The following is a 22,508-nucleotide window of genomic DNA, read 5'->3' on the forward strand; positions in this document are numbered from 1 at the left end:
CACTCGCAATTTTCACCCGCCATGAATACACTACTTCTATAACTACTCATTATGACGAAAAACGTCAATAAAATCAAGGGGTTTTACTAGTGTTTTTCAATGTTATCAATCAACATATTATGAACTTCGTCAATCGTCCCGTCCGCCGAGACTACCGGAATTCCGTACGCCTCGGCAATTTCCAAATATCCATCGTCGACTTTTTTCTGAAAATCTTGCCCGCGCGACTCAAAAGTGTCGGGGTTTTTCAACTCGCCACGCATAGAAATTCGCTCTTCCCGCTTTTCACGACTCAAGCTCAAAATAACCATAACGTCTGGCTTCAAGTATTTTTCATCGGTGAATAATTCTGTCAATCGCAGAATCTCCGACTCATCAAATCCTTCGCCTCGCCCCTGATAAACCAGCGTTGAAATATAATTCCTCGCGCTCAAAACAATTTCCCCACGCTCCAACGCTGGCTGAATTTTTTCCCGCCACAATTCACGCCGAGCTGCAGAAAATAGCGCCACATTCACCGCCGCAGAGCGAGCCAAATCGCCGTTTTTTATAACTTTTCGAAGTTGATTTGCTATCGGAGTTGATTTTTCCGGATCATCGCTTCCCGGCTCTTCAATCACGCAAACTGCTCGCCCGATTGATCGGAAATATTCCGCCAATTTCGCGACCTGCGTCGACTTGCCCGTCCCGTCATTGCCCTCGATAACTATATATTTTCCAGCGTCGCCCATCATCACCTCGTAATCACAGTATGCGGCTTATTCAGATAAATCATCATCTTTTTCGCCTTGCCGTCAACTTTTATAAAATGCGTATGTTGGTGTGCCATCGACCTGGTTTTACTTCCTTGCGCTCGGGCGTAAATCGAATAGCCGTTATTCTCAAACTTCGCAATCTGATTCATATAGTCAATTTTCTCCTCATCGCTCAAATTCGCCAATGAATCCACGTGCCGTTTCGGTATCACCATCAAATGATCGTCCACGCCGCAGCCATCCCAAAAATTATAGCCAAATCTATTCTTAATAATCAGGCAATGCACAGTTTCACCAACGACCTGATCTGTGTGATGCTTTACTAATTGACAAAAATCGCAGCCATCAGATTTATGCTTTTTTCTGTGATCAATATATTCTTTTTCCTTCGTTCGCGAGCGAAACATTGAACCTGCCATCATCACAAAATCCCCTCGCCAAGTCCCGCGATCTCCATCGGTTTATGCCGACGATCCTTAAACGCCCGCGGCAGCATCATTTCTGGACGCCAAGTTTTTATCAATTCATCCAAATCGTCAGTGTGTTGATATTTGCCGCTCATTCCGCCGCGTCCACTAGCATATCCGCCGTCAACCTGACCAGTGTGATGAAAAATCAATTGCCCAATTCTCTCACCGACAGGCAAAACTACACTCTCGTGCTTGTTCAAATTGTAAATCTCAAGCGTAATCCGATTGACATATCCCGGATCAACCCAGCCAGCATCAAAACACACCGCCACGCCGTTTCGCCCCCAAGAGCTACGGCTTTTCACCTCAGCCGCGCCGCCATGCGTCCGAATTCCAACAAATTCGTGCGTATGTGCCAAAATTCGCTCACCAGGCTTCAAAACGATAATCGGATGATCTGGCGGAATATTCTTAAATTCCCGAAAACCGTGCCGCTCACACCATTCGGCGTGCGGAATTGCCTTAAGCGGACCCTTGAAGTATCGATTGACATCAGACTCGTCAAACGGATTATAAACTCGCGAAATATCGTCATATTCCTGCTTATAAAAATTAAAGCCTAGCGTAAAATCTAAGCTGGCTTCCGATACGTTTTTTGGATTGAACGGCGTACAGACAATTGTCCCGTCTTCAATCGCCGCTAATATATCTTTATTTGAGTACACGCTCACTAAACACCTCCCGTTGCGTGATTTTTCTACCAAATCTTATTATGGCAAGTTTACGCATTCCTATCAAGCTTTCGGTAAATTTTACAGCATGTTAAACTGAAATTATGGAAAAAGCCATTATTGTAGCTTACGATAAAAACCGCGCCATCGGACAAAATGGCGATATGCCGTGGGGGCGAAGTTTGCCGGCCGACTTGGTGAATTTTAAGCGCTTGACGAAAAACAGTAATGTCATTATGGGCAGAAAAACGTTTGAGTCAATTGGCTCGCGACCACTTCCGGGCAGAGAAAATATTGTCATTTCATCCAAGCCAACTGGTGTCAAAAAAGTTCTTACGACTATGAATTTACGAAGCGCCCTGGCTTTATCGCGATATCCGACTTTTATTATTGGCGGCTCACGAGTTTATAAAGACGCGCTAGATATTCCAGAGATCGACACGATTTACGCCACAGAGATTAATGCCGAGTTTCCCGATGCTGACACTTTTTTCCCAGATATAGATATGGACGCGTGGGAGGAAGTAAGTCGCACACATCATTCGGCAGATAATGAAAATAATTACGATTTTGATTTTGTAACCTATAAAAGAAAATAGCCTTCTTAAATTGACAGTATTTGGTATTTGTTATATAATGCAACACGTGAATAACGAAGCATGTGTACAAATATTAAACCCTGAAGACAACTCAGAATACACTACGGACGCAATACTCAGAGGTGCACAATACCCTGACAAAGCTACCGGACTATTCAAAGAGGATGTCATGCTGTTCAATAAAGTGCCCGGCGATGATGGACGAGTGAAGTATATAGCAGGAAAGATTGCTACCTTATTGTATGACCCGGAAGTTGACAAGTATATACTTCCGCCGAAGAAAAATCTCCGCAAAAAATAGACCTTAGCCACTCAGTCCATAAGGGCAAATCACACTACACAGCAATCGGCGCTTTTATCGCTGGATGGCACTCATAATTCTCCAGACGGATATCATCAATCGTGAAATCGTCAATATTCTTGATGTCTGGATTGAGCCACAGTTTCGGTAGCGGCAACGGACGTCGCGATAATTGCTCGTCAACCTGCGCGCGGTGATTATTATAAATATGCGCACTATTCAAGGTGTGGACAAATTCACCGGGCTGTTTATCCGTCACTTGAGCGATCATCGACAGTAACAATGCATAGCTGGCAATATTAAACGGCACCCCAAGGAACATATCCGCCGAGCGCTGAGTCAGCGCCAGATCCAGTTTGTCCTTCTCGTCGTTTTTACCAGGTCTTACGTTAAACTGGAACATCGTATGGCACGGAGGCAGCCCGCCAGATTGGACGATATCATCAATTTCCGCCACATTCCACGCACTCACGATATTCCGACGCGACTCTGGATTTGTCTTTATCATGTCAATGGCGTTCTGAATCTGGTCAATAGTTCCACCCCTCCCGTCCGGCCATTTTCGCCATTGGACACCATAAACAGGACCCAAATTCCCCCATTCTTCAGCAAACGCGTGATCGCTCGCAATCTTATCAATAAATTCCTTCATGCCAGCGCGCCACTCGTCGCCGTTAATTTCCGGTATTTTCTGACCAGTTTTTTCTAAGTAATTTTTATATGGCCACTCATCCCAAATATGAACGCCGTTTTGTGCCAAATATTCAATATTGCCCGTACCCTTAAGAAACCATAAAAGCTCATGAGCGACACTTTTGAAATACAACTTCTTCGTGGTCATAGCCGGAAATCCATCCGCCAAATTATATCGCGTCTGAATACCAAAAACTTCCGTCGTTCCCGTTCCCGTACGATCGCCTTTTTGCACACCGTTATCACGAACGTATTTCAATGCGTCTAAATATTGCCTCATAAGCCCTCCTCGCTTACTTCAAATTATGACAATATCCCTCAAAAACCACAAGCAGAATTACTAGTAGTTTTAACAACAAACGCGCAAATTTTTACGATAATTTAGTCAAGACTTTATCAATCAGTCCGTATTTTACGGCTTCATCCGGCGTCATCCAATAATCACGCTCCATGTCGGATTTAACCTTAGCCAACTTCTGACCGGTGTTTTTCGCCATAATCTTCGCTAGCATTTCCTTAACTTCCAAAGTTTCCTTCATATCAATTTCCATGTCGGTCACTTTTCCGTGCGTTCCAGAAGACGGCTGATGAATCATCACCTTAGCGTGCGGCAAACAAAACCTCTTGCCCTTAGCGCCAGAGCTGAGCAAAAACGCCCCCATGCTTGCCTGTAAACCAATTCCATACGTCGCCACATCGGGCTTAATAAAATTCATCGTGTCGTAAATCGCCATTCCATCGTAAACGCTGCCACCTGGACTATTGATATATAGCGATATATCAGCTTGCGGATCAACATATGCCAAATGCAACAATTGCGCCACTACGCTGTTCGCGGTATGTTCGTTAACGTCTTCACCAAGGAAAATAATCCTCTCATTCAACAATCTCGAATAGATATCAAAAGCACGTTCGCCGTCAGCCGATTTTTCAACGACAGTTGGAATGAGATATGATTTTGGCATATTTACCTTATTTCTTCGTGTTTAATTCAACCAATTTAGCGACAGTTTTATCTGTAATTATTCGATTGGCAATGTCGCGGTGGACGTTTGGATTATCAAATTGCTCTAATATTTTCTTATCTTTGCCGTATTGTTGCTTAAAGAAGTTAATTTGCTCTTGAATCTCATCACGAGAAGCGTCAATCTTCAATTCCTTCGACAATTCCGCCAACACCAAGCCAGCCTTAACTCGCTTTTCAGCCGCTGGACGAGCCTCTTTCTTCGTCCATTCCTCTTTATCCTTGAAGCCCTGAGTCTTCAAATAACTCTCCAGACTTAGTCCGCTGTACATCAAATTCTGGGTCAAGTCACGCTCGATTGATCGCAATTGATCCTCAACCAAAAGTTCTGGCAGCGCCGCCTTACTCTTTTCCGTCAACTCACCAACCAGCGCGTCCTTAAATTTCTCGTCAGCTTCACGCTCTTTTTGTGCGGTAAGTTCGCGCTTAATGTCCGCTTTTACTTCTTTCATCTCTGTAAATGGACCACATTTTGCAGCAAATTCATCGTTTAGTTCTGGCAATTTCAATTCATTAACCTTGTGAAGTTTCACGGTAAACACAACGTCTTGACCCGCCAAATTCTCAGCGTGATAATCCTCTGGGAACTTCAACTTCAAATCGAACTCTTCACCAGCCTTATGACCAATCACGCCTTCTTCAAATCCAGGAATGAATTGACCTTCACCAAGCTTCAAGCCATATTCCTTAGCCGAACCGCCGTCAAACGCCACGCCGTCTTTCTTTCCCGTAAAGTCAATCACGGCTTCGTCACCGAGCTTAGCGGCACGCTTGACCTCTGATTTTTCAGAATAGTTTTTACGGATTCGCTCAATAACCTCGTCGACATCTTTATCCTCAACCTTGGCTGCTTCTTTTTTCGCTGTCAATTTTTTGTAATCGCCCAATTTTACTGGCGGAATAACTTCAACTTCAGCCGTAAATTCCAACTCAGAACCAGGAACAAACTTCTTCACTTCAACACTTGGTCGATCCAAAGCTTGCAATTTTTCCTGCAAAAACGCCTCAGCTACTGCCTTTGACAAAGCATTCTCCAAAATCTGCTCCTGAAGCGCATTCGGATCAACATGCTTAGCGGCTATGCTTGCGGGAACTTTTCCTTTGCGGAAACCTGGAACTTTGATGTCGCGCGCCAACTTTGTCAAGGAAACCTGCTCTGCGTCAGCTAATTCGCTAGCACCCAAAGAAATCGTCAATTGAACTTTAGTATCTGATAGTTTTTTTACAGTAGTCTTCATAAAGACTAATTATAACAGATATCAGACTATACCTCAAACAGAGCGTCTTCATCGCCATCATATCGGCGATCTTTGACAATTGTCACAATTCGTTCAGCGCCAACTTTCTGCTCGTCAGATTCCACCAAGTTTCGAACCGTGTATGCGCCGCTAGCAATTTCATCCTCGCCCACGAACACCGCAAACGGAATTTGCTTTTTTAGCGCCGCCTTTATCTGCTTGTCAATCTTTCTACCAGTGATATCCAACTCCGCTCGCACACCTTCGCTGCGCAATTTTCGCGCCAAATCGTCCGCGCCAGCCATAGATTCTTTTGACACCGGAATTATATATACATCTGTTTTAGACGCCAATTTTGGCAACAAGCCGTGCACTTCCAAAAATTGCTCCATCGTTGTCGCGCCCATACCAACACCAACCGTAGCAATCGGTTCAACGCCAAATAGCCCAACCAATCCATCATATCGTCCGCCGCCAAACAGCGCTCGGTTATTCTCTGGCGAATTGTCAAAAAGCTCAAAAACTATGCCCGTGTAATAGTCCAGTCCGCGCATCAAAGTGACATCAAACACCGCATTCGTAATGCCTTTTTGGCTAAGCAATTTCACCACTTCGCGAAGCTGCTTGACACTTTCATCTTCCATCAATTCGCTCGGTAAATCATCAACAGATTTCATGCTGATCATTTTTGCTAGCTTCGGCAAACCTTCAGACGCTTGATTGCCAAAAATCTCAATCGCCTGACGCTTAAATTCTTCGGCAGAAATCTTATTTTTCCTATCGAGCAACTTCATCATCATCGTCGAACCAACAATATCAAGCTTCAAAAATTGACTCATCAGACGATTTATCAATTGGCGATTATTAACCCTAACCGTAAACATTTCTTGCTTGGCGCCAAAGTTCATCACACTAGCGTGACTTAGCTCAATAATCTCCGCATCTGCCGCCGCGCCATCTACGCCAAATAAATCCGCATTCAATTGCCAAAACTCGCGTTCACGCCCCCGCTGCGGACGTTCATAGCGCATAAAATTAGCAATTGAATACAGCCGCGCAGGCATCGCTAATTCCTGACGCTTAGCCGCCACCATTCGAGAAATCGACGGCGTCATCTCAGGACGAATTGCCACCATTCGACCGCCACGATCTTCAAAAGCGTATGTTTGCTCGCCCGCCAATTCCTGACCTGACTTCGCCAAATAAATATCTAGCGGCTCCAGTAGTGGCGCGCCGTATTCTTCATAGCCAAAACTCTCAACCGTCTTGTGCCAAACATTAAAAATGTAATTCTGCAGACGCTTTTCCTCTGGAAAATAGTCTCGCGAACCTTTGTAACTTTGTGTAGATAAACTGCTCATGTTAGCTCCATTATGTCATTATTTCTTATTTATAGCAATCAAAAACGCCGAGGCAGAACTCGGCGCGTACAATCAAAAATCAGAGTCCTACCTCGGCAACACGTGTGAATGATGAAATTTAGGTAAAATCATACGTCTATTATAGTAAATTTCATGCTTTTTGTAAAGTAGGAACTGACGGAGTTATTGCGAGAAATAATGGTGTATCATTAATTTATGGACAACATCACGCATCGTATCGCCGAATCTATTCGCGCTAACGATTTTTCCGCCTACCAACGCGAGCGTTATCCCGCCATTCAAGAAGGCGAGTTTGCTCGCTTTACGGATGAGGATTTTGGTAGCGTTGATTTTGGCCAGTTTGTCATGGGATTTTTCGTGTTTGAAAACTGTAATCTGGACGACGCAAAGCATATTTATGGGCAACCGATTTATTTCACCAATTCGTCAGTTCGGAATGTAGATTTTCGCGGCGTAAAAGCTATTATTGAAGCAAAAGGCTGCGACTTCCGCGGCATAAAATATGACGAGGAAACGCAATTTGTCTATGGTAGTGGAAAATTGGCAACACGATCGCGTTTCATAAATTGTAAATTAGATGATGAAACTCGTGATTTTTTGAACCAACAAGGCGTAGAAATCAACTAATTGTTTTCCGCCAGCACATTCTGTTGCAGCCAACAATACATCGCCACGGTAGCTGCCGCGCCGACGTTGATGGAGCGAGTCGAGCCGAATTGCTCAATCGCCACAATCTGATCCGCAGCGCCAGCCAGCTCCGCAGAAATCCCCGGACCTTCTTGTCCAAATACCAAAACCGCATGCTTTGGTAACCTCGTCTGCGACATATTAACACTTCCTGGGATATTATCAATAGCAATAATTTCCATACCTTCAGTCCGCATTTTTTCAACAAACTCTTCCGTCGTCGCCAAATACGTAATGTGAAGATATTTATCCGTCATCATCGCACCGCGCTTATTCCATTGCCTACGCCCAATCACATAAATCTGCCGCACACCAAACGCGTTGGCGCTCCTGACAATTGTCCCCATATTAAAATCTCGCTCGGTATTTTCCAGCGCAATCACCAGACCGTGATCTTCAGAATCCAACTCATTTATAATCTCCGATTCGCTCCGACCCTTAAATTTATCAATGACATTTCTTTTATCTTCCATCTCTGTTATTTTATCAAAGTTCCTGAGTAAATAACAAAAGTCGAGAGCCCTCTATTGACTTAATTACCATAGAATGGTATAGGTAATATTAGTTTTCGTTGACGAGTTGAGCAAATCCTTGTCCGAAAACGCTCATTGACAAGCAGCCAAAACACAAGGCGAGTTTTTATTTCTCCTAAGAACTTTAAAGAGATAAAATCTCGTCTTGTGCATAAAGAATGCGCATATATCACAGTGAGGGCGAGAAAATACTAGAGAGGCGAGAGCCATGAGTGATGATGTCGTCGAATCGAATCTGAAAACGTACCTCGAGTACGCAATCGCGTCTGAGGAAGGAAAATTCCTCACAATCGACTATACGTTCAGAGACCTCCAGTTACTCAGCCTAGCCGCTGAGCCCGAAATCAGAAAGCAACTCGCCCAGTTGGGCGAGAACGCCACCAAGTTGGCGCAACTGATTGAAGATCTTCTGGACCACACGGAGGACTGCAACACGGAATACTAACGGCACGGGGTATATGATGAGCGTGATTAATTCTCTTTATGGCTGCTTGTCATATATCCCCTGAAATTATTTTGGAATAGTCTCATTTGAGGCTGTTTTTTTATGCATTCTATTGACTTTTTTACACAAGTGTGGTATAAATGAAGGTAGCTTTCGTTGATGAGTTGAGTAAATCCTTGTCCGAAAGTGAACTTTGACAGGCAATCGAACACAAGATGAGTTTTTATTTCTTTTTTAACCCACCACAAGAGAACTAAGATCTCATCTTGTGTTGTTAAAGGACAACGCACTGCGCTCACGCAGATGAGAGAACACCAGAAGAAAGGTGAAATATCGTGAAGGATTTGAAGGATCTCAAAGAACATTTGGATGACCTCGAGATCGAGCTCAGGTCTCTCTACCGCATTGCGGGAGAGGAGGCACGAATGACTCTAAACGGGGCTCGTCGCTGGGACAGACAGGTGGAACGCCTGGATGGCATCATGGACGCCCTTCGACAGGATGCCGAGATGCTCTCCGAGGACTCATCCGAGTCCTAGAGTTCGACACCTAGGAACACCAGCGATTCGACAAATCTACATGACAGGTGATTGTTCTTTTACGATTGCCTGTCATGTAGACTCTGAACTTAGGACATTAAAAATCACCCTGAGTATGGGTGATTTTCTTATGGTGAAAAAATTCAATTCTTGGTGCGGATGAAAGGACTTGAACCTTCACGTACTTGCGTACACTAGCACCTGAAGCTAGCGCGTCTACCAATTCCGCCACATCCGCATGTGGGCTACGCGTCAATTATAGCCCAATTTTCGCCCAGTATCAAGCTTGATTACGAAGCTTACACCATGCGTTTAATTCCGCCGCCAACTCCTTTGGCTGAGCTTCCGCTTTAATCCCTGGATTAAAAATTCCAGCTGGATCAAAGATTTTTTTCACCTTCGCGTATAATTGTCTTTCATCATCTGGCAGATTTTTATAGATAAAGTTAGCCTTCAATCTTCCGTCACCACCAAATCCTGCAAATGAACCTTCATACTTATTAACAATCTGAGAAATTTCCGCCAACAACTGAAGAATCTTCTGGCGTTCACTCACCTTTTTACTGTCAAACGTCGGATGCAGAGAAATATAATCGCTTGAAAAATCAACAAAAACTGGCAAATCCACGCCGTACTTAGCCTCCAGCGACTTCAACTCGCTAAGGAAACTATCAATCTTTTCTGGCGCCATTAAAATCCCAGAAAATACGCGTGGTGTAATCATATGCGGCTCGCTCGGAGTTTCCGCCAAAGCCAAAACAGAATGCAAGCTGAACAAATCCTGCTCTTCTAAATGTAGCGTTTTTATGTCAATCGCTTCTGATGATTCCAATTTTCGAGTCAATTTCTTCGCGGCTTTATTACGTGCCCTGTCAGAAAAGTCGTCAAAGATAGCCAAAACCACCGCACCCTTAAAGCATTCTTTCGGCGCCCACTCAACCATTTTACCGACGACCGCAGCCTGACGGAAGAATCGCCCGTCGATTATTTCCACCGCCGACGCCTTATTTTTCATCGCTAATTCCACGGCTGATTGCGCGTCTGACAACTTTTTATATGATGCGGCAACAACTGAATATTCAGGATGAATAAATTGCGCCTTCATAATAATTTCGCAAATCACACCCAGACTTCCCTGACTGCCAATAAACAGCGGCGTCAAGTCAAATGACCCGTCTTTTTGCTTCACCCGAGAAATCCCACTGTATCCAACCGTATCCGGCAAAGCTGGATCCATTTGCGAAATCAGCTCGGCGTTATCTGAGATTAAATTGTCAATCTCTCGATAAATCTCGCCCTCAAACGTCGATAAGCCTTTTTTCTTACTCAATTCGCGTCGAGATATGCGACCAGTCTGGATCACGTCGCCATTACTTAGGACAATTTCAAGTTGCTGAACGGCATCAGCAAAACGACCATGCGCGCCAGATAATATTCCAGACGGAGCTGTGTTAATTGCGCCACCAACCGTGCCTTCTTCCGCCACATACGAGGTTCGCGGCAAGCCCAAGCCTTTATGTGTAGACAAAGTTGCGTTGATCGCCGAAAGAGAAATTCCCGCTTGAGCATGAATCAGTTGCTGGCGAGGATCAATACCAACCACACGATTCATATACGTTTTTTCGTCAATTGCAATGCCTTTATTCGTCGCTGCGCCAGTTTCATCATTACCACAACCACGAACAAACACAGGTAAAACATGACCTTTCTCTGCCAATTGAGAGCAAAATCGCATCACTTTCCTGATGTCGTTCATATTAGCCGCACGAACAATCATTTCTGGTCGGCGCGCCAAAAGTCCATTATCAACTTCAACTTGGCTCAATGCAAAATCCTGCGACGCGACTTCGCCGCTAAGATGCTCATTCAAATATTTCGCAACTTTATTCATCAATCCTCCTTAGTATGCTACTTCAATTTTAACATAAGCGCGGACAGTTGATAAGTAGAATTTGTTTTGATATAATCGGGTTATGCGGATGTGGTGGAATTGGTAGACACGCATGCCTTAGGAGCATGTGCCTCACGGCGTGAAGGTTCAAGTCCTTTCATCCGCACCAATATTTGGCAATTTTTCACCATAAGAAAATCACCCTGAGATTGGGTGATTTTTATTAGCTTAAATTCAGAGTCTACATGACAGGCAATCGTAAAAGAACAATCACCTGCCATGCAGAGAGAGGCTACTGAGACTGCACAATAGAGGCTACCGAGATGTAGAAAAGACAGTCGTTGATAATAGCCCGAGACCGAGCCATTAGCTGTGCCTCTTCCTCGCTGCTTTCCGGGGGGGGCGCTCTTTGAGGCCCTCTTAATAACATTGAATTCCAATGCTATTGAGCCAGCCTCGATAGAGACTTCTTGCATAAGCCTCTTTTCGCCAGCTTCCCCTTTGTTGTGCTCCTCGAGGATGCGCACAAGGCGACTTGTGCCAGTCTCTACGGACTCGATCGCAGTTTCGAAACGGCGCCTCTTGTCGGGATCTTCAGAATAGAATTTGCCATCGATGAGGTCTTTAAGAACCTCCCAGGCTACCCTGACTGTCTTAGCACTCTCTGTAATCTCGTGCATGTAGTTTTTGGAGTTCATACCCTTCGCCTTCATGATGTTTTTCTCATCCGCAGGATTGCAGCGTGTCGTTCTTTAACAACACAAGATGAGATCTTAGTTCTCTTATGGTGGTTTTAAAAAAGAAATAAAAACTCATCTTGTGTTCGATTGCCTGTCAAAGTTCACTTTCGGACAAGGATTTACTCAACTTATCAACGAAAGATAACTTTATTTATATCACACTTGCGTAAAAAAGTCAATAGAATATGCTCGGCGTAACTTGTCAGGACTTAAAACCTGAACTATAATTAGCTCACATCACGAATTCGTTAGGTAAAACGACAGATGTAATTACGGGAAATTAGCTCAGTTGGCTAGAGCGCACGATTCACATTCGTGAGGTCACAGGTTCGAGCCCTGTATTTCCCACCATTTCACGTTAGGTATAAATATGGAATCTTTTTACGTTACGTCAACTCATCTTGACATAGCTATGGCGACTGAACCTCATCCGTCTGGATTAGTTATATTCTCGCGAGAATTATCTACAAACGGGGAGGCGACTGGACACATAATAATATCTCCCGAGAACCATCATACGGATATATACTGTGATTACCTTGAAAGAAATGAAGCTTTAGTAGCAGAGCGTAGACGCTGGGGGATAAATATTCGACAAGACAAGATCGTGAATTATTTCGTCCGAACAGAACCTGCTTATGGAATGTATATACCTCAGTTAGACGACATGCCGGACTATCCCGAACTGCTAATAGCTTGTACGAATAATAGAAAAGCGAAGAAATTAGCCCGCCAAGAATTAAAAATAAATCCGACACAAGTTAAATTAGCAACGCAAGCTCTCGGTATAGTAATGGCTGATTTAGATATTTTACATAGAGCCGACGGCGAAACTCGGCTGATAATTTTCCCAAAAGACCAACTTGACGAACAGCAAATTACAGTATGTTAAAGCATTAAACACAACTTTCACTCTTTTTATTTCCCTCTTATCGTGGTAAAATTTTATATTAAGAGGAAGGTCTGTGTTAATATCAGACCATATTTTTATGAAGGACGCTAGCAAGATTCGAAACATTGCCATTATTGCCCACGTCGACCACGGCAAAACGACCATGGTTGACGGACTATTAAAGCAGTCGCGAACATTCCGCGACAACCAAGCCGAGATGAGCCAGGAATTGATTATGGATTCCGGCGATCAAGAGCACGAGCGCGGTATCACCATCACCGCCAAACAAACGTCGATTTTTTACGGTGACTATAAGATAAACATCATCGACACGCCAGGACACGCCGATTTCTCTGGCGAAGTTGAACGAACCTTGAATATGGCTGACGGCGTTCTGCTGATCGTGGACGCGCAGGAAGGTCCGATGCCTCAGACCAAATTCGTATTAGCGAAGGCGCTTGAGCTGGGGTTGAAGCCTGTCGTGATTATCAACAAGATTGACAAGCCAGCCAGACGAATTGCCGAAGTTGAAGATGAGTTGAGCGATCTGTTTTTGGAGTTAGCAACCGACGATTCTCAATTGCAATATCCAATTTATTACGCAATCGGACGCGACGGAAAATCATGGAAAGAAATTCCTGCAAACACAGACGAAGATGCGGATTTGACGCCAATTTTTGACGCGATTATCAATGATATTCCAGCACCAAACGTGACAGAAGATGGTGCGTTTCAATTGCTTGTTACCAGCTTACAATACGACACGTTCCAGGGGAAATACGCGATTGGGCGAATTGCTCGCGGATCTGTTAAGCGTGGCCTACAAGTCAGTTTGATGAAAAACGGCGAAGTCGCAGGTTCTGCACGAATTGAGAAAGTTTTTGGCTATCGCGGCTTGAATCGCGAAGAACTTGACGAAGCTTTTGCTGGCGACATTGTGGCGCTGGTTGGAGTGGCTGATGCACATATTGGCGATACGATTGCCGACAAAGAGCAGCCTGAAGCGCTGCCAACAATTGACATCGAAGCTCCAACTTTGAGTATGTACCTCGGACCAAACACCAGCCCAATGAAAGGTCGCGAGGGCGAGTTTACGACATCCAGGCAAATTGGCGACCGATTGAAGCGAGAGCTTGAGACCAACGTGGCGCTACGAGTCGAGGAAAACGGAATTGGCTTTACGATTTCTGGACGCGGCGAATTGCACTTGAGTGTTCTAATTGAAACTATGCGACGCGAGGGATTTGAGTTTGAAGTTGGACGACCGCAAGTCGTTACAATTACCGAGGACGGCGTCAAAAAAGAACCGATTGAAGAATTGCAAATTGAGGTTGGGAGCGAATTTATCGGCGCAATTAGCCAGGAGCTTGGCGCGCGACACGCCGAAATGAAATCCCAGGAAACGACCACCGCTGGCGCTGTTCGCCTTACTTACATTTTGCCAACGAGGGCGCTGATTGGTCTGCGCAACATTTTATTGACCGCCACCAGAGGCACGGTGATTATGAATTCCCTGCCTCACGGATATCAACCGCTTGGCGGAAAACTGCCAAAAACCCGCAATGGAGTTTTGATTGCATTTGAAGCTGGCACGACAACACCTTACGCCCTGCAAGCAGCCGAAGCCCGTGGCGAATTATTGGTCGGACCGGGAACAGAAGTTTACGCCGGAATGATTGTCGGGATTTACAATCGCCAAGAAGACATCGAAATCAACGTTTGTAAAGCCAAGCATTTGACTAACATGCGTTCCAAATCGTCGGATGGAACTGTGCAATTGACGCCATTTACGCAGTTTAGCTTGGAGCAATGTATCGACTTTATCGAAGATGACGAGCTTTTGGAAGTTACGCCAAAATCACTACGACTTCGCAAGCGATATCTGGACGCAAACGAGCGAAAACGCGCCGCGAAACAATAATCGCATCAAGTACAAAAATAACCGCCCCGTGATGAGGCGGCTATTTTTCATGCGAGCATCAACTAATTGACAAGAGTCTCTTTGACCCGGCGAGAAGCAAAGAAGTACAAGATTACCAATCCTTCTACTATTAGCATTGTAACGATTCCGGTAATAAATGCCGGAGCCTCTACTCCCGACCTTCCGGATGCATATATAACTACCGCATTTGCAACATTGCCCAATCCAGCTGTGGCGATCGTAGCAACAGCTAACCACTTGCCAAGACGCTTCTGCATCGTTATAAACACGACTGCACAAATAGCTAAGACCACTAGTATAGGTGAAAATATCAAAGAAATGACGTTTTCAGGCTGGCTAAGATTCATTATAGCCTGGAAAAACACTGCTGTATTGACAAGGCTACCGATAACAAAACAAACAACAAAGAACATTAACCAACCCTTAACGCCCTTCAGGGATTCCGCCATCACGACATATTGCACTGGCGCTGCTTGAGGCTGTGCAAAATATTGCTGGCTGACTGGTTGCTGCTCATACGGCGTATTCTGCGGTTGTGGTGCGGGACCGTATTGTGCGTTTGGATCAGGCTGTGGCGCATATTGCGGCTGCTGAGATTCTTGTTTTGGCATATTAACTTCTCCTTTTAAGAATATTGATGTGCTAATTATATCACATCCTTTATTTCCTCTGGTAAAAATCCTTTGTCGTGCTTAAAGCCGGCTTGCCACTTGTAACCTTTATTATAGCCCAAATCTTTCATCAATTTGGTCGGAGCATTCCTGAGATGTAACGGTACGGGAGAACTCGGATGTTTACGCGCCAATTCAAAAGCACTGTGCATTAAATCGGTAATTTCACGCGACTTCTGACTACGAGCCAACGCAATAGCACAATGGAATAAATTATATTTGGCCTCCGGAAGACCAACGCGCTCGACAGCCTCAAACGTCGCAATTGCCAAGCTCAGCGCACCATTACCCGCTAGCCCGATATCTTCCGATGCAAAAATCACCATTCGCCGAGCAATAAACTTCGGATCCTCGCCCGCGTCAATCATTCGCGCCAAATAATACGTCGCAGCCGTCGCGTCGCTGCCTCTTAGCGACTTGATAAAAGCGGAAATCACATCGTAATGCGAATCGCCTTTTTTATCATAGCCCGGAAGTCGCTTCTGAGCCGCCGCCTTAACCACTTCCGGCGTTACTTTTTCATTAAAACTCAGCGCCAATTCCAAATTGCCCAGCGCCACCCTCGCGTCGCCATCCGATAATTCCGCCAAATAATCCAAAGCTTTGGGCGAAACTTGCTTGGACTTTTTCAGGACTTTCAGCGCTCTTTTTAATACCAATATAATTTCGTCTTTTGTCAATCGCTGGAGAACCAAAACCCGTGAACGCGACAGCAGTGGCGTGATGACTTCAAAACTCGGGTTCTCGGTCGTCGCACCGATTAGCGTAATTAGCCCGCTCTCAACGTGCGGCAAAAACGCGTCTTGCTGCGCCTTGTTGAAGCGATGAATTTCGTCAACGAATAGAATTGTTCTAAGTCCTAAATTCCAGTTTTGGCGGGCGTGCTCAATAACCTGCTCAACATCTTTTTTTCCGCTTGTAACTGCCGACAATTCAATAAACTCCGCCTTAACCTCGCGCGCAATAATCCGTGCCAATGTCGTCTTCCCAGTTCCCGGTGGACCCCATAATATCAAACTGACCGGCTCGCCATTCTTAACAATCCGCCTCAATAACTCGCCCTCGCCAAGCAAATGACTCTGCCCTATCACCTCGTCCAGCGTCTGCGGTCTCATCTGTTCAGCCAGTGGCTGCCTGCTATCACTCATACTTCCATTATATCGCGAAATCCATAAAGCCAAAAAGTCTCCACCGTTACACTTTTCTCGCACAAAATGCTACAATAGATCTATATAAATAGGAGGAAAAATGGGAGCATTTGTAGTAATAATCTTAGTATCTATCGGGCTTTATGTATTAAGCGGCATTAAAATTGTCAATCAATATCAGTGCGGCGTGGTTTTGACGCTCGGTAAATTTACTGGTGTTCGCGAACCAGGATTAAGAGTTGTTATTCCAGGATTGCAGACGATGATGCTGGTTGATATTCGTTCAACTCCAATTGACGTTCCAAAACAAGAAGTCATCACTAAAGACAACGTCACTGTCGGCGTTGATGCGGTGGTTTATTTCCGAGTTATCAACGCGCCAAAAGCCGTGCTAGAAACCACGAACTATATTTACGCGACTAGCCAATTTGCCCAAGCGGCACTACGCGACGTCACTGGAAATGTCGATATGGACGATTTGCTCGCCAAGCGCGAAGAGATTTCCCAGCAAATCAAGGAAATTGTTGATGCCGAAACCGACAAATGGGGTATCGATGTCGAGAACGTTAAGATTCAGAATATTGAACTTCCTAGTGATATGAAACGTGCCATGGCCAAACAAGCCGAAGCAGAGCGCGAGCGCCGCGCCAACATCATCAACGCTGACGGCGAAAAAGCTGCGGCTGAAACATTAGCCCAGGCTGCAGAAATCCTAGCAAAAACTCAAGGCGCTATCAATCTGCGAACATTGAACACTTTGGAGCGAATCTCCACGGAGCCAAGCCAAAAGACGATGATGTTATTCCCTATCGAACTCATCGACGCGATTCGTGGCGGTAAAAAATAAACCACTTATCAATAAAATAAGCACTCTGTAATTTTACGGAGTGCTTTATGATTTCTGGTGCGGATGGGGAGAGTCGAACTCCCATCTCAACCTTGGGAAGGTCACATAATAGCCGCTATACGACACCCGCGCTCGATAAAATTATAACACCCTTGCCAGATGGCGACAACTTTAGTACAATTAAATAGCAAGTTTGTGGCTCTTTAGCTCAGTTGGTAGAGCAGAGGCCTGAAGAGCCTTGTGTCCCCAGTTCAAGTCTGGGAGGAGCCACCAAATATTGCATTTCATTCACGACTTTGCTACAATAAATCGTGAACAACATGCGGGTATAGCTCAGTTGTTAGAGCGCTTCCTTGCCATGGAAGAGGCCAGGAGTTAGAGTCTCCTTACCCGCACCAATTCGATATTTAGCCATCCAAACGGGTGGTTTTTTCGTATGTTGATCCTTAGATAGCTAATTACATTTGACATAATACCCCCAGGGGGTATATGATTATTTTATGAATACAGCAGACATCAAACTGCGAGCCCTGCATCGCACAAAGATTATATTAGGACAAATGCGCGGACTCGAGAAACAAATCACCGACGACGCTTATTGCATGGACGTTTTGACCCAAAGTCTAGCAATACAAAAGTCATTAGCGTCGCTTAATAAACTTATTCTGGAGCGACATCTCCGCACACACATTGCCGATAAGATGGCGTCCGGTGACAAAGCTCAACAGAGTAAAGCGATAGAAGAATTACTCAATCTATATGAATTAAATAACATAAGGACAAAATAATGAATCACGAATCTCATAATCATTGCAATACAAAAAATTCAACCAAACGTATGGCGCTAGCGGCAAGTTTACACTGTCTGGCGGGATGTATGATTGGTGAGATGGTTGGCGTTACCATCGGCACACACGCTGGATTTGCGCCACATACCACGGTTATTTTAGCGTCAGTCTTAGCTTTCATCTCCGGCTACACCGCATCAATCATACCGTTAGTACGTGCCAAATTATCGCTCATAAAATCCTTAAAGTTAGTTTTCGCCGCTGACACACTATCCATACTGTCAATGACCGTCGTAGACAACATAATCATGCTAATCATTCCGGGCGCCATGGATAAGAACTTAGCTCATCCGATTTATTGGGTTAGTCGGCTAATTTGTATGCTCGCCGCGTTTGCCGTATCATATCCTGTCAATCTATATTTGTTACGCCGAGGCAAAGGTCACGCGTTGACTCATCATTATCATCACATGTAATTTATTTATTTTGATTTTCCCTCTCATCTCGCTTATACTTAAATCATGAAAACTTGGCAAGATGTCGCCTCTCTTTATCAAATTTATCCGCGCAGTTTTCTGGATACGAATGGCGATGGAATTGGCGATTTGAACGGCATTACCGAGAAGCTGAATTATTTATCATGGCTGGGCATCGATTCGATTTGGATTTCCCCATTCTTCGTATCACCGCTGACCGACTTTGGTTATGATATCGCAAATTATCGAGCTATTGATCCGACTTTCGGAAAAATGCACGATTTCCAAGCGCTTCTTAAAAAAGCCCACGATTTCGACATTAAAGTTATGATCGACCTCGTTCCCTGCCACACTTCAGACCAACATCCGTGGTTTCAAGAATCCAGATCTTCACGCGATAACCCCAAGCGTAATTATTATGTCTGGCGTGATGGAAAAGATAATAGCGAGCCTAACAATTGGCGAAGTTTGTCTGGCGGCAGTTCTTGGGAGTTTGACGAACTCACCGGGCAATTTTACCTGCATTCGTTCTTAAAAACGCAGCCAGATCTGAATTGGGACAATCCCGCAGTGCGTGCTGAAATGAAAAACATAGTGCGATTTTGGTTTGATATGGGCGTCGATGGAATGCGCGTCGATGCAATTTGGGGAATTTCCAAAGACCCCGACTTTAAAGATGATTCTCCAAATCCTGATTTTTATGGCAATCCAAACGATTACGGAGCGTTTATCCACGACCACTGTAAAATGGGACCGCATTTTCAGGAATATTTGCAAGAATTGGCGTCAGTCTGCGACAAATATGACGACAAGCAAATGGTGTTTGAATTTTATCCCGACGATGAGCTGGGCGATATTTATCATCAATACAGCCAGATCCTGACAGTCCACCCAAAAGCCTCGGCGTTTTTTATGGAATATCGCGACAACGAATGGCACGCTAAAAATATTGAGAAAAAAATCGATAATTACCTACAATCAGCGAACTCAACCACGCCATTTTTTTGCATCGGAAATCATGACCAGCCGCGAGTCGCCTCCAGATTGGGCGAAGAACGTGCCCGCGCTCTCAGCTTCTTAAATCTCCTCACTCCAGGAATTAGCGTAGTGTATTACGGCGACGAAATTGGCATGACAAACGGAGAATTGACCGCTGATGACATTCAAGATAATTTTAGTCCTGCCAATTCTGTTGTTGATAGCCGAGATTTGGAACGCACGCCGATGCAATGGAATGATTCGCAATTTGCGGGCTTTTCAAGTGCAAAACCTTGGCTTCCCGTTAATGAAAATCGCACGAAAATTAACGTTGATAGCGAAAAAATCACAAACGATTCTCTGCTTAATATGCACCGAAAGCTGCTAAAATTACGCCAAACCTTCCCAATTCTTAAAAATGGCAATTTGAGCATCGTGCAAAACATGGGCAACGGATTTATTCTCGGGTTAAAAAAAGAGATGGCTGGTCAACGTGCTTATATTTTCATCAATTTCGCAGACGAGAAACAAAGCTTTTCCACTCCAGAAAACGCCAAGATCATTGCCTCAACTCACTCTGTCGATTCAATTACCGCAGAAAATCTCCAAATGATAATTCCAGGATATTGCGGAGTTTTACTTATTGTCCAGTAATAAAAACACTCAACTAGAATAAGGTTCCATCTTCAGTATCGCACTCCTCTATGGGATAGAGACCCGCGCATTCAGTCGCCAACCTAGCCATATTCTCTTTAATTTCCTTGTCATTAGCAGCCTCGGTGAGAGCTTCTAAGTCTAGATAGCAATCATCACTGTTTTGGCTAGATTCTGTCGTATCACCCCCTAGCTCTTCGCTGCCGACACTTCTTTGCAAATCTTCATCATTTGCAATTTCTTCGTAATATTTATATTTATCCGATTCGTCAGAAGTATCTTCACTCAGAATATCTGCCCCACAATTAACATGACCATCGTACAGCATTTCTCTACACTCCTCCTCTTTTTACTTTGTCTATAAACCATTATACGACACCACCAGATGTAGCGGTAGAGTTAACTTCACAACACCATTAAACGAAACAGCCCCATCATCAGTTTGCCGCTTGCATTAATAGAATAATTATTATAAAATATAAACAATGGAAATCAACAGAAGAGAAGTCTGTGACGCAAAAGGAAAAGGAGCCTTACTGGAGGCCTTATTGATGGAAGAATTGCTAAAACTACATTCAGATATAGTCGAGCAATTACGAGCAAGAAAACTAAGCGTAGATGAGGCAACTTCCATACTTGAAGATATAAATAGTGAATTGCGACGACGTACGGAAAGCGCATCTAAATACACAGTGGCTCTATAGCCGTAAAAACCCAGAAATTTTGCTATACAACAAAAATCGTCCTGACAAACATCAGAACGAGATTATTAAGTCATACTGTATTTTTACAATCGTAGGAACTTGGTGAGGTGCGCCTCCCCATAACTACGACTGTCCACCACAACAGTTTTGTCTTGAACCGGCACCTCACCTATTCCTGGATGTGATAATATCATAGTTCCACCCGGTTTGAGTAGTCTCATTAACTTGGAAACTGTGGAAAACTGTGGATTATGGTATGGCGGATCGGCAAAAATAATATCAAACTCCCCTGTTGAGCTCGCGCTTTCCAACCAATTTGCTATCGTTGTTTTTATTACAATAGATTTTTCTTCGACACCCAAAATACTTATGTTTTCAGCAATTACTCGCTGAGCGACCCGATCTCGCTCCACGAAAACCGCCGACTCTGCGCCGCGACTTAATGCCTCTAGCCCAACAGCACCAGATCCCGCAAAAGCGTCCAAAACCCGCGCGCCGCGTATCGATTCACCTAGCGAATTGAACATAGCCGAGCGCACTCTCTCGCCCATAGGATGCGTCGTTGAGCCGGGCGGAGTTTTTATGAATCGTCCGCCAAATTCGCCAGAGATAATCCTAACTCTCACTTTTTTCTGCCTCAAGTTTCCAAACGGACGCCAGCCAACCCAACATCACCGACTTTATAATAATCGGCATCAGCTCGTGATTTGTCTGCCAAGCAAGGTCTGTTGTCCAGCCGCTCTTGCTAAAATTGTCATACATTTTCATCGATGCCACGGCGTGAACTTGGTCCAAATAATACTCACGATAGCCGTGATTTTTCACTTGCAATATCTCATCGTCGCTCGGAATTGAATCCTTAAAACGCGGATACGATACCACGCTAGCTACGCCAGCCTCAAACGCCACGTGCGTCGTCATCATACCTTTGGCGCCCCAGAATTTCCAGTTGTTCTTAATCAGTTCAATTCCATTATCGCCCTTCATGAGATTTTTCTTCAAAATTGAGGTTCGCGTCTCCAACCCTTCACCACCGCGAAGTTCCGCCATAGCTTGTTCCAGAGGAAAATGATGCGCTGGAGTCAAACCATCGGTAATCGCATGCGCCATCCAAGCCGCCTCAAACGCTGCTCGCTCGGAATTATTCGTTCGTAGTGCTCGGGCTAAATTGCCAATATGTCCGTCAATCATCTCCAAAAGCGCAGTGTCATTCGGATCGTCTGGATTTATAAAATGCCACGGTTCGTCCACAGCTGGACTTTTTCGCTTGACGCCATCAGGGCCATTCTTACCCTCAAAATGAAGAATGTTTTTAATATCAGGAAAATCACACCAATCCGGAAGAATTGGTTTTATATTTCTCCTTGCAACTCGATCTATTTTTTGGTGGACGCCAATAAATCGACCAGAGCTATCCCTAATTGTTGTTCCTGCGTACAT

At 44.6% G+C, this 22,508-nt stretch carries 26 protein-coding genes and 6 tRNA genes; 16 read left to right on the forward strand and 16 right to left on the reverse strand.

The annotated features are described in order from the left end of the window. Positions 1–86 precede the first annotated feature (86 nt). Genes tmk through LRM48_RS02285 form a run of 3 tightly spaced genes read right to left on the reverse strand, consistent with a single transcriptional unit; the run spans position 87 to position 1,896 of the window. Positions 87–734, reverse strand: a complete 648-nt coding sequence (tmk, locus tag LRM48_RS02275) for a dTMP kinase (protein ID WP_129744324.1) — start codon at positions 732–734, stop codon at positions 87–89. Then, positions 734–1,177 carry an HIT family protein gene (locus LRM48_RS02280; RefSeq protein ID WP_243812364.1) on the reverse strand — a complete coding sequence of 148 codons (444 nt, stop codon included), beginning with the start codon at positions 1,175–1,177 and terminating at the stop codon, positions 734–736. The genes tmk and LRM48_RS02280 overlap by 1 nt, the downstream gene beginning before the upstream one ends. Continuing rightward, the gene (locus tag LRM48_RS02285) at positions 1,177–1,896 is read right to left on the reverse strand and encodes a dCTP deaminase (RefSeq protein WP_243812363.1); all 720 of its coding nucleotides are present in this window, start codon (positions 1,894–1,896) and stop codon (positions 1,177–1,179) included. Before LRM48_RS02285 ends, LRM48_RS02280 begins: the two co-directional genes overlap by 1 nt. 104 nt (positions 1,897–2,000) lie before the next feature. Between LRM48_RS02285 and LRM48_RS02290 the strand changes: the two genes are divergently transcribed. Together LRM48_RS02290 and LRM48_RS02295 are read left to right on the forward strand one after the other, a co-directional pair. Continuing rightward, complete coding sequence (locus LRM48_RS02290; protein WP_243812362.1) at positions 2,001–2,495, forward strand: dihydrofolate reductase; 495 nt, start codon at positions 2,001–2,003, stop codon at positions 2,493–2,495. Positions 2,496–2,541: 46 nt separating this feature from the next. After that, the gene (locus LRM48_RS02295) at positions 2,542–2,796 is read left to right on the forward strand and encodes a hypothetical protein (protein WP_243812361.1); all 255 of its coding nucleotides are present in this window, start codon (positions 2,542–2,544) and stop codon (positions 2,794–2,796) included. A 34-nt stretch (positions 2,797–2,830) separates the two neighbouring features. On the opposite strand, the gene LRM48_RS02300 is transcribed toward LRM48_RS02295, so the two are convergent. The 4 genes from LRM48_RS02300 to hisS form a co-directional block, all read right to left on the reverse strand. After that, entirely contained in the window at positions 2,831–3,769 is a 939-nt protein-coding gene (locus LRM48_RS02300) for a thymidylate synthase (protein ID WP_243812360.1), read from the reverse strand. Positions 3,770–3,860: 91 nt separating this feature from the next. After that, on the reverse strand, positions 3,861–4,454 hold the full coding sequence (locus LRM48_RS02305; RefSeq protein WP_129635252.1) for an ATP-dependent Clp protease proteolytic subunit: 594 nt from the start codon (positions 4,452–4,454) through the stop codon (positions 3,861–3,863). A gap of 7 nt (positions 4,455–4,461) precedes the next feature. Further along, positions 4,462–5,751 (reverse strand): trigger factor, encoded by a 1,290-nt coding sequence (tig, locus tag LRM48_RS02310; protein ID WP_243812359.1) that lies wholly within the window; start codon positions 5,749–5,751, stop codon positions 4,462–4,464. Positions 5,752–5,777: 26 nt separating this feature from the next. Then, positions 5,778–7,112 carry a histidine--tRNA ligase gene (gene hisS, locus LRM48_RS02315; protein WP_243812358.1) on the reverse strand — a complete coding sequence of 445 codons (1,335 nt, stop codon included), beginning with the start codon at positions 7,110–7,112 and terminating at the stop codon, positions 5,778–5,780. 216 nt (positions 7,113–7,328) lie between these two features. On the opposite strand from hisS, the gene LRM48_RS02320 reads away from it, so the two are divergent. Continuing rightward, positions 7,329–7,760 (forward strand): hypothetical protein, encoded by a 432-nt coding sequence (locus LRM48_RS02320; RefSeq protein ID WP_129744333.1) that lies wholly within the window; start codon positions 7,329–7,331, stop codon positions 7,758–7,760. On the opposite strand, the gene LRM48_RS02325 is transcribed toward LRM48_RS02320, so the two are convergent. Beyond that, positions 7,757–8,293: a TrmH family RNA methyltransferase gene (locus LRM48_RS02325; protein ID WP_243812357.1), complete on the reverse strand. Its 537-nt coding sequence runs from the start codon at positions 8,291–8,293 to the stop codon at positions 7,757–7,759. The genes LRM48_RS02320 and LRM48_RS02325 overlap by 4 nt on opposite strands. Positions 8,294–8,561: 268 nt before the next feature. Between LRM48_RS02325 and LRM48_RS02330 the strand changes: the two genes are divergently transcribed. Further along, on the forward strand, positions 8,562–8,798 hold the full coding sequence (locus LRM48_RS02330) for a hypothetical protein (RefSeq protein ID WP_243812356.1): 237 nt from the start codon (positions 8,562–8,564) through the stop codon (positions 8,796–8,798). 335 nt (positions 8,799–9,133) lie between these two features. Then, entirely contained in the window at positions 9,134–9,337 is a 204-nt protein-coding gene (locus tag LRM48_RS02335) for a hypothetical protein (RefSeq protein WP_243812355.1), read from the forward strand. A gap of 151 nt (positions 9,338–9,488) precedes the next feature. Here LRM48_RS02335 and LRM48_RS02340 read toward each other — a convergent pair. Then, positions 9,489–9,575 (reverse strand) — tRNA-Leu (locus tag LRM48_RS02340). 42 nt (positions 9,576–9,617) lie between these two features. Beyond that, positions 9,618–11,228, reverse strand: a complete 1,611-nt coding sequence (locus LRM48_RS02345) for an FAD-binding oxidoreductase (RefSeq protein ID WP_243812354.1) — start codon at positions 11,226–11,228, stop codon at positions 9,618–9,620. 84 nt (positions 11,229–11,312) lie between these two features. On the opposite strand from LRM48_RS02345, the gene LRM48_RS02350 reads away from it, so the two are divergent. From LRM48_RS02350 to typA, 4 genes are all read left to right on the forward strand, one after another. Next, positions 11,313–11,397 (forward strand) — tRNA-Leu (locus LRM48_RS02350). Between the two features lie 845 nt (positions 11,398–12,242). Next, positions 12,243–12,319, forward strand: a tRNA-Val gene (locus tag LRM48_RS02355). A 19-nt stretch (positions 12,320–12,338) separates the two neighbouring features. Further along, positions 12,339–12,860: a hypothetical protein gene (locus tag LRM48_RS02360; protein ID WP_243812353.1), complete on the forward strand. Its 522-nt coding sequence runs from the start codon at positions 12,339–12,341 to the stop codon at positions 12,858–12,860. A 97-nt stretch (positions 12,861–12,957) separates the two neighbouring features. Then, positions 12,958–14,781, forward strand: coding sequence for a translational GTPase TypA (gene typA / locus LRM48_RS02365; RefSeq protein WP_248286652.1), 1,824 nt, complete (start codon positions 12,958–12,960; stop codon positions 14,779–14,781). A gap of 62 nt (positions 14,782–14,843) precedes the next feature. Here the strand turns inward: typA and LRM48_RS02370 are convergent, their stop codons facing one another. Then, a complete protein-coding gene (locus LRM48_RS02370) occupies positions 14,844–15,413 on the reverse strand; it encodes a hypothetical protein (RefSeq protein WP_243812351.1) in 570 nt (189 codons plus the stop codon). A gap of 35 nt (positions 15,414–15,448) precedes the next feature. Next, positions 15,449–16,621, reverse strand: a complete 1,173-nt coding sequence (locus tag LRM48_RS02375; RefSeq protein WP_243812350.1) for a replication-associated recombination protein A — start codon at positions 16,619–16,621, stop codon at positions 15,449–15,451. Between the two features lie 100 nt (positions 16,622–16,721). Here LRM48_RS02375 and LRM48_RS02380 point away from each other — a divergent pair, with 100 nt between their 5' ends. Further along, on the forward strand, positions 16,722–17,468 hold the full coding sequence (locus LRM48_RS02380; protein ID WP_243812349.1) for a slipin family protein: 747 nt from the start codon (positions 16,722–16,724) through the stop codon (positions 17,466–17,468). 55 nt (positions 17,469–17,523) lie between these two features. Here the strand turns inward: LRM48_RS02380 and LRM48_RS02385 are convergent. After that, positions 17,524–17,598 (reverse strand) — tRNA-Gly (locus tag LRM48_RS02385). A gap of 67 nt (positions 17,599–17,665) precedes the next feature. Here LRM48_RS02385 and LRM48_RS02390 point away from each other — a divergent pair. The 5 genes from LRM48_RS02390 (at position 17,666) to LRM48_RS02410 (ending at position 20,364) form a co-directional block, all read left to right on the forward strand. Then, positions 17,666–17,741 (forward strand) — tRNA-Phe (locus LRM48_RS02390). A gap of 49 nt (positions 17,742–17,790) precedes the next feature. Beyond that, a tRNA-Gly gene (locus LRM48_RS02395) sits at positions 17,791–17,866 on the forward strand. A gap of 102 nt (positions 17,867–17,968) precedes the next feature. Continuing rightward, positions 17,969–18,256, forward strand: coding sequence for a metal-sensitive transcriptional regulator (locus LRM48_RS02400; RefSeq protein WP_243803686.1), 288 nt, complete (start codon positions 17,969–17,971; stop codon positions 18,254–18,256). Further along, the gene (locus tag LRM48_RS02405; RefSeq protein WP_243812348.1) at positions 18,256–18,732 is read left to right on the forward strand and encodes a DUF4396 domain-containing protein; all 477 of its coding nucleotides are present in this window, start codon (positions 18,256–18,258) and stop codon (positions 18,730–18,732) included. Before LRM48_RS02400 ends, LRM48_RS02405 begins: the two co-directional genes overlap by 1 nt. A 45-nt stretch (positions 18,733–18,777) precedes the next feature. Continuing rightward, the gene (locus tag LRM48_RS02410) at positions 18,778–20,364 is read left to right on the forward strand and encodes an alpha-amylase family glycosyl hydrolase (protein ID WP_243812347.1); all 1,587 of its coding nucleotides are present in this window, start codon (positions 18,778–18,780) and stop codon (positions 20,362–20,364) included. 13 nt (positions 20,365–20,377) lie between these two features. On the opposite strand, the gene LRM48_RS02415 is transcribed toward LRM48_RS02410, so the two are convergent. After that, positions 20,378–20,692 carry a hypothetical protein gene (locus LRM48_RS02415; protein WP_243812346.1) on the reverse strand — a complete coding sequence of 105 codons (315 nt, stop codon included), beginning with the start codon at positions 20,690–20,692 and terminating at the stop codon, positions 20,378–20,380. A 157-nt stretch (positions 20,693–20,849) separates the two neighbouring features. Here LRM48_RS02415 and LRM48_RS02420 point away from each other — a divergent pair, with 157 nt between their 5' ends. After that, on the forward strand, positions 20,850–21,068 hold the full coding sequence (locus LRM48_RS02420; protein WP_426303669.1) for a hypothetical protein: 219 nt from the start codon (positions 20,850–20,852) through the stop codon (positions 21,066–21,068). A gap of 83 nt (positions 21,069–21,151) precedes the next feature. Here LRM48_RS02420 and rsmD read toward each other — a convergent pair whose 3' ends face one another. Next, positions 21,152–21,709 (reverse strand): 16S rRNA (guanine(966)-N(2))-methyltransferase RsmD, encoded by a 558-nt coding sequence (gene rsmD, locus LRM48_RS02425; protein WP_248286631.1) that lies wholly within the window; start codon positions 21,707–21,709, stop codon positions 21,152–21,154. Further along, a complete protein-coding gene (locus LRM48_RS02430; protein WP_129744466.1) occupies positions 21,684–22,508 on the reverse strand; it encodes a hypothetical protein in 825 nt (274 codons plus the stop codon). The genes rsmD and LRM48_RS02430 overlap by 26 nt, the downstream gene beginning before the upstream one ends.

The sequence above is a fragment of the Candidatus Nanosynbacter sp. TM7-008 genome (genome assembly GCF_022828245.2).
In the GTDB taxonomy this organism is placed as follows: Bacteria; Patescibacteriota; Saccharimonadia; order Saccharimonadales; family Saccharimonadaceae; genus Nanosynbacter.